Source organism: Ignavibacteria bacterium, from assembly GCA_025612375.1.
GTDB lineage: Bacteria > Bacteroidota > Ignavibacteria > Ignavibacteriales > SURF-24 > JAAXKN01.
Window position 1 is genome coordinate 1 of sequence record JAAXKN010000075.1, and the last position, 6,926, is coordinate 6,926.

General features: G+C 43.1%; 9 protein-coding genes. 7 read left to right on the forward strand and 2 right to left on the reverse strand.

What is annotated here, in order from left to right; genetic code table 11:
• Window positions 1–32 precede the first annotated feature (32 nt).
• Window positions 33–485 (reverse strand): response regulator, encoded by a 453-nt coding sequence (locus tag HF312_20870; protein ID MCU7522676.1) that lies wholly within the window; start codon window positions 483–485, stop codon window positions 33–35.
• Window positions 486–842: 357 nt separating this feature from the next.
• The gene (locus tag HF312_20875; protein MCU7522677.1) at window positions 843–1,055 is read right to left on the reverse strand and encodes a hypothetical protein; all 213 of its coding nucleotides are present in this window, start codon (window positions 1,053–1,055) and stop codon (window positions 843–845) included.
• A 283-nt stretch (window positions 1,056–1,338) separates the two neighbouring features.
• Here HF312_20875 and HF312_20880 point away from each other — a divergent pair, with 283 nt between their 5' ends.
• The 7 genes from HF312_20880 to HF312_20910 all read left to right on the forward strand — a co-directional run bounded on the left by HF312_20880 (window position 1,339) and on the right by HF312_20910 (window position 6,720).
• Entirely contained in the window at window positions 1,339–2,319 is a 981-nt protein-coding gene (locus tag HF312_20880; protein ID MCU7522678.1) for a SpoIIE family protein phosphatase, read from the forward strand.
• A 176-nt stretch (window positions 2,320–2,495) separates the two neighbouring features.
• The gene (locus HF312_20885) at window positions 2,496–2,873 is read left to right on the forward strand and encodes a response regulator transcription factor (GenBank protein MCU7522679.1); all 378 of its coding nucleotides are present in this window, start codon (window positions 2,496–2,498) and stop codon (window positions 2,871–2,873) included.
• A 77-nt stretch (window positions 2,874–2,950) separates the two neighbouring features.
• A complete protein-coding gene (locus HF312_20890; protein ID MCU7522680.1) occupies window positions 2,951–3,397 on the forward strand; it encodes a DUF1232 domain-containing protein in 447 nt (148 codons plus the stop codon).
• Window positions 3,398–3,452: 55 nt separating this feature from the next.
• Window positions 3,453–4,526 carry an NADH:flavin oxidoreductase/NADH oxidase gene (locus tag HF312_20895; GenBank protein MCU7522681.1) on the forward strand — a complete coding sequence of 358 codons (1,074 nt, stop codon included), beginning with the start codon at window positions 3,453–3,455 and terminating at the stop codon, window positions 4,524–4,526.
• Between the two features lie 25 nt (window positions 4,527–4,551).
• On the forward strand, window positions 4,552–5,367 hold the full coding sequence (gene tsaA / locus HF312_20900) for a tRNA (N6-threonylcarbamoyladenosine(37)-N6)-methyltransferase TrmO (GenBank protein ID MCU7522682.1): 816 nt from the start codon (window positions 4,552–4,554) through the stop codon (window positions 5,365–5,367).
• Window positions 5,364–6,266: a Gfo/Idh/MocA family oxidoreductase gene (locus tag HF312_20905; GenBank protein MCU7522683.1), complete on the forward strand. Its 903-nt coding sequence runs from the start codon at window positions 5,364–5,366 to the stop codon at window positions 6,264–6,266. Before tsaA ends, HF312_20905 begins: the two co-directional genes overlap by 4 nt.
• A gap of 109 nt (window positions 6,267–6,375) precedes the next feature.
• A complete protein-coding gene (locus tag HF312_20910; GenBank protein ID MCU7522684.1) occupies window positions 6,376–6,720 on the forward strand; it encodes a DUF5335 family protein in 345 nt (114 codons plus the stop codon).
• Window positions 6,721–6,926: the final 206 nt, after the last annotated feature.

A 6,926-nucleotide genomic window follows, 5' to 3' on the forward strand; every position in this document is an offset into this window, starting at 1 on the left:
CCAGACAATGCACTGAAGCAAAAACAAAAGTGTCATCGGGGGGCATTTGTCCTGCCTGAGGTCTCATTATTCCTGGAGGCAATTCTGACAAAGCTGCTGACGATGAAGTCGTAATCTTCCAGCGAGGCCGGTTTTGTAAAGTAATAATCGGCTCCAAGCTCTTTGCATTCTTCCTCATCCCTGGGATTGGAGGAAGATGTAAGGACGGCAACCGGCACATTCTGCAGCCGGCCGTTCCGGCTGATTTTTGCCAGTACTTCCTTGCCATTGAGTCTGGGCATATTAAGGTCGAGGACAATCAGTGAGGGATCAGGAACATCCTTAAAATCCGCTTCCTTATTGATGTAAGAGACAGCTTCCTGCCCGTCTCTTAAGACAGTTAATTTTACGTTATGATTTTTTTCGCGGATAAAATCATCAATCATCCAGATATCCGCTTTATTATCGTCAACGAGCAGTATTTCGAGTTTATTGTCTGCCGGCATGAAATTCACCTATGGAATTATTTTATAGCCAAGTACCAAGCCCGAAGGCAGGCTGAAAATAGAAGCGGACCCCGTGTTAACTTCGGATTCATCCCACATCCTGCCCCGCGTAAAGTTCAACTATCCTTTTTACAGAGCGTCGGGCCTATCTCCCTTTTCCGGGATAACTGCCCCTATCATGCAGTCTTTAAAATATAAGAAAAAATCTGTCAAAATGATCCTTTTCTATTCCGACCCCTTAATCTTCTATTAAAAAATGATTTGTTCTTATTCTTCCAGCATCCTGATTCAATTAATATGGGACCCCCAAAAGGAAGCATATTGTAACTTGTCGGTCAGGGGTACTCCAAAGAAAAGTTATTCAACCTTAAAGACCTTTGCATTCCACGACGGGGTCAGTCCAAAAAGTTTTTCTTCATATACCTCATGCGGCTCTTTATCAGGCGGAAATGCTTCCTCATAACGAAGCTGATCAGTTTTTGATCGTGTCATATAAATTTTGGTGGGTTCTTTTCCGTAGGCATCGATAAAATCGCATATCATTTTAAGTATTTCCTTTTTGATAGACATTTTTGCACCTCAATTTTTCAAGTAATCTTATTAATTTAATCCTTTCTGTTTTTACGTGTTTTTTACTCTTTGTAATGCACACCGAAACTTTGAAAAAAATAGTGTAATTGTCAATAAAACCATAGAATTTATGTTTGATATCGGCACTTGAATGAGGACTAAGTCTCGGGCAATTTATACGAAAGGACCCGGAATTCTATTGCAATTTAACAGGTAATTTGGAATTTTATATCGAATAAAAAGCCGAGAAACAGTTTTATTTGCAGAGAAAGAGGGAGAAACAATGAGACAGGACGACCTAAATGATATCAGGGGAAAGATAATTGACAGGAAAAACAGGCTCCTAAGCCTTACGCAAAAGTACGTCTCAGCCTCCGAACTGATGAATCTGCTGGAGGATGTTGAGACAGCTCTTATGAGAATGGACAGCGGAACCTTCGGAACCTGTGAGGTTTGCGGAGACCCTATTGAAATAGATTCCCTGGAGACCGATCCTTTAGTCAGGGTATGCCTGGACCATATGAATACACAGCAGCAGCGGAGCCTGGAAGAGGACCTGAAGCTGGCCATGAAAATTCAAAGAAAGCTCCTGCCTCCGCTCGATATCAAGGTGCCGGGATGGGATATTTCCTATCACTATGAACCATCCGGTTTTGTCAGCGGGGATTATTGCGATATTATTATTCCCGAGGAAGCCCAGGACCACCATTATCTCATTATGGGCGACGTTTCGGGCAAGGGTGTGGCAGCCTCGATGCTGATGACACACCTGCATGCAATGTTTCACAGCATTATACCCCTTAAACTTAAGTCAAACGAGATAATGGACAGAGTAAACAGGCAGCTGTGCGAAAGCACGGCTTCATCTCAATTTGCCACTCTCATTCTTGCAGATGCCTTTGACGACGGTAAGATTGAGGTTACAAACGCCGGACACTGCCCTCCCATTTTATTCAGCAACGGGAATTATAAGGAACTCCCGACTAACGGAATCCCAATGGGTGTCTTGTGCGGAGCAGCCTACGAGAGCAGCTTTGCTGAAATGAAGCCGGGGGATGTGCTTTTTATTTATACCGACGGGCTTAGCGAAGCCGCTAAAGAGGAAGAACAGTTTGAAACGGACAGGATTTTGAAGCTCGGGAAAAACTTTAAGCATATGACCAGCAGACAAATTGTTGAAACGGTAAAGACCGAACTAAACAGCTTTCTTGACGGCACTCCCAAGGCAGATGACCTGACGATAATGGTACTGAAGAAAATGTGAAAAAGTGATTCAAAAATGACTTATAAATCACATAAAAAACCCATTTAATATATTAATAAGCAAAATGACATTTTTGAGGCTCTCCTCGGGGAGCCAGGATAAAGTGTGCGCAGTTAAGGAAAGGACTTTTTCTGTTACAGCAGCAGGTGTTAAACTATTTTTTGAAAGAAAGATATATGATTAGCATTTTACTGGCTACAAGCTCTGAAATTGTAAAAAAAGGATTCATAAGCCTGCTTCATAATGAACGCGACATGAATATCACCCGTATTGCTTCAACAGATATTGAAATGTTTGACATGGTGCTGAGGGATAATTTTGATGTGGTAATAATGGATGTGGATTTAATTGGCAGGGGCCCTATTGAAACCCTGGATGACCTGCGCACAATTGCACCTTTTACCCCTGTTATTGTGCTCAGTTCGGTATCTGATGATTCATACCTCTGGAATATATTCAAGGCCGGAGCAACCGGATATTTGAAAAAAGATGCCGAACCCCAGGAGTTCAGAAATACTATCAGGCGCGTCTCGGCCATGAGGCCGAGCGAGTAGCATGTTTCTTTTTGCAGATATACAAATTTTAAGCCTGCCAGATTTGGCAGGCTTTTTCATAGTTCAAAGCTTTATATATGGACAATAAAGAAAAAGACTTTTACCTCAGGTTAAGAGGCCAGATAAAAGACTGGTTCAATAACAAGGCGGGCCGGAACCAGAAATGGAGCGAATTTATACTCCTTGCGCCCGATATCTTTCACCTCCTCTACAAGGTTGCCCGCGACCCCGAGGTCCCGATGTCGAGCAAATTAAAAATCGGCGCGGCTATTGCATACTTCATTGCCCCGATCGACCTTATACCTGAGGCATTTCTGGGCCCGATAGGATATCTGGACGATATTACCGTGGCAGCCTATGCACTGAACCAGCTTGTGGGAGACGTTAATCCGGAAATTATAAGAAGGCACTGGGCCGGGGACCAGGATATACTCAGGCTCGTGAAGACCATTATTGTAAATGCCGACCTGATGCTTGGGAAAGGGATCTTCAGAAAAATCAAAAAGCTTTTCGGCAAAAAGTAGTTTTCTTTTCCCAATTCAAGTATATTTAAATATTCTTTAATTGAGGGTTGTATATATGGAATCCAAACTCTTTTCTCCCTTAAAGATCAGAGGCCTGGCATTCAAAAACCGTATATTTGTTTCCCCAATGTGCCAGTATTCAAGCACGGACGGGCTTGCAAACAACTGGCACCTGGTTCACCTGGGAAGCAGGGCTGTCGGCGGAGCGGCTCTGGTATTGTCTGAGGCCACCTCAGTCTCCCCCATTGGCAGGATTTCTCCGGGGGACGCCGGGATCTGGTCGGAAAAACACGCCGAAGCCTTTAAGCCGGTGACAGATTTTATTAAAAGCCAGGGTTCAGTTCCGGGTATACAGATAGCTCATGCTGGAAGAAAAGCCTCCACGGCATCCCCTTTCGATGGCGGCGGGCCTCTTGAAAAGGGGTGGCAGACAATTGCACCAAGCGCTATTCCATTTGACGCTAATTACCCATTGCCTAAAGAAATGGACCACAATGATATTGACGCTGTGCTCCTGGAGTTTAGCAGCGCCGCCAGGCTTAGCCTTCAGGCAGGCTTTGAAGTTGCCGAACTCCATTTTGCACACGGATACCTGCTGCACGAGTTCTTGTCCCCTCTTAGCAACAAAAGATTGGACGAGTTCGGAGGCAGCCTTGAAAACAGGATGAGGTTCCCTTTAATGATTGCAAAGGAGGTAAGAAATCTCTGGCCAGTGGATAAACCGGTTTTTGTCAGAATTTCCGCAACCGACTGGACTGAAGGAGGCTGGGATTTGCCTCAGTCAGTTGAATTTGCAAAAAAACTTAAAGAAATCGGAATAGATTTAATTGACTGCTCTTCAGGAGCAATTATTCCACACGTTAAAATTCCAGCCGGCCCCGGTTACCAGGTCCCCTTTTCAGAAGCAATTAAAAAAGAAACCGGCATACTGACAGGCACAGTCGGTATGATTACAGACCCGCAGCAGGCCGAAGAGATCATAGCCTCCGGTAAAGCAGATGCAGTACTCATCGCCCGGGAACTGCTTAGAAACCCTTACTGGCCTCTTCATGCGGCCTCAAAACTGGGAGTAGAAATCCCGTGGCCTAAGCAGTACGAAAGAGCCAGATTTTCAACAAGAAAGAGATAACTGTTACTTACGGATTAAAGAAATATTGAAAGAATTTATATTAAAACCGATCGGGGTCCTTCATTCAGAAAAAAAGTACCGCTACGAAACTCCGCGTCAGGGCGTTTTGGCAGATGATACTCTATCGGTAATTGAACTTGAGCCTCATCTTAATTTTGAACAGGCATTAAAAGACCTTGAGGGCTTCGACAGAATCTGGGTCATATATTTATTCCACCTGAACCCTAACTGGAAACCGCTTGTACAGCCGCCGAGGCATTCAAGAAAAAAAATCGGGGTTTTTGCCACCCGCTCCCCCCACAGGCCTAATCCCATTGGGATCAGCTGCGTGAGGCTGGAAAAAGTGGAGGGATTAAGGGTATTTATCACAAATTCGGATATTTTGGACGGTTCGCCAGTTCTGGACATTAAGCCTTATCTCCCCTATTCAGATTCATTCCCGGAAAGCAAAACCGGGTGGGTCAAAGCAGGTCTTGAAGAGATGTATGCCGTTTCGTATTCAGAACTTGCACGTAAACAGATGTCATGGCTGAAGGAAAATTCAGGAACTAACCTTTTCGGATTTTCTAAGCTGCAGCTTGAATTTAAGCCTTCCGACAACTCCAGGAAAAGGATCCGCCAGATTTCACCTTCAGAGACAGCGGGCAGCTATGAGCTTGCCTACCGCACCTGGAGAATTTACTACGAAGTTAATGAAAAGGACAAGCGTGTCTTTATCAGGAGCATAGGCTCGGGCTACACAGATGAGGAGCTAAGTACTATTCAGGCTGATGCTTACGGAGACAAGGATATCCACAGGAAATTTAATTCAGTAGATTTTAACAAAACGGATAATAAATGAGAATTGGCATTATCGGACTCGGCAACATTGCACAAAAAGCATATCTGCCCGTTATACTAAACAATAAGGATGTTACACCCGTACTCTGCACACGTAACGCCCTGACATTACAGACCTTAGCTCAAAAGTACCGTGTTTCTGAAGTAACACAGTCTCTGGATGAACTGCTTACGATGGGAATAGAGGCTGCATTTATCCATTCATCCACAGAATCGCACGTTCCGATTGCCGAAAAGCTGCTAAAAAGTAATATTCCTGTTTTTGTAGACAAGCCCTTCAGCTATAACTATGGTGAAGCAGAAAAGCTAGTTGAGCTCTCTGAAAAAAAGGGTGTCGTGCTCTTTACAGGATTTAACAGGCGCTTTGCCCCAATGTATTCGTCCCTTAAGGACGCAGTGCCTCCCAAAATCACTATTATGCAGAAAAACCGTGTATCGCTGCCCGGAAAAGTAAGAACCTTCATCTTTGATGACTTTATTCATGTAGTTGACACAATCAGATTCTTAAGCCCCGGGCTTTCAAGTGACATATCTGTAAATCATTACAAAAAAGACGGGGAGCTCCTTCATGTAACGGTTCAGTTCACATCTGAAAATTATACGGCAATTGCCATTATGAACCGCAATAACGGAATTTCTGAAGAAGTGCTGGAAGTTATGAAAGAAGGTGAAAAGCACGTAGTAAGGGATCTGAATTCAAAGACACTTTTTGTAAATAGCGAAGAAAAGGTGATAAAATTCAATGACTGGGATACTGTATTGTTTAGAAGGGGCTTTGAGGAGATGATCAGGCATTTTCTGCTGGTTGTACAGAATAAGGAGTTCTCGCGTGTGCCTGCCCGCGATGCCCTCCTAACACACTGGTTTTGCGAAGAGATAGTCCGGAAGATAGAATCATAAAGCCTTTAAAGCATTAATAATTCACTTGCAATTTTTAGCTCCTGAAATATTTTATATTATATAAAAACTGATTGTATTTATACACAACGATATAAAGAAAAGGTACATTATGACACGACAGGTAGTTCCGGAGAAGGAATGGATCGTCTTTTTTCATAACTTCACGAAGGCAAACAGGGATAAGATAGTTACAGTTGAAGTTTATAACGACCAGAAGGAAAAAATTGACGAAGTGACAAATCTTCCCTTAAAAGGAGTCAATATTTCAAATACTGACAAGGAGAATTCCATAGCACAGGTAATAGCAGGCCTTACCTCCTCGGTATCCCATTTTATAGACAAGACAAAGGAAATTGTGCTTGAAAAGACCGATAACGGCAACCCAAAGACACTCTATATCAACTCCGGGACCGGAAGAGGAGCTGTCATCCATTTTCACTCAATGGGAGAATAAAAGTGCCTCCGGCTAAAACCGGAGGTTTGAGTCCTTTTTGCATAAATTCACGTCATTTTGCAAAATATACCATAAATCCTATTTTTATTTAAACTAATATAAGCCTGAGCTCTCCTGCCAGTTTTATTCACTTGACATTACTTACCTCAAATAGTATTTTTGGGGAAAAATTTATAAAATACTATGCTTACCGAATTTGGCAAAAT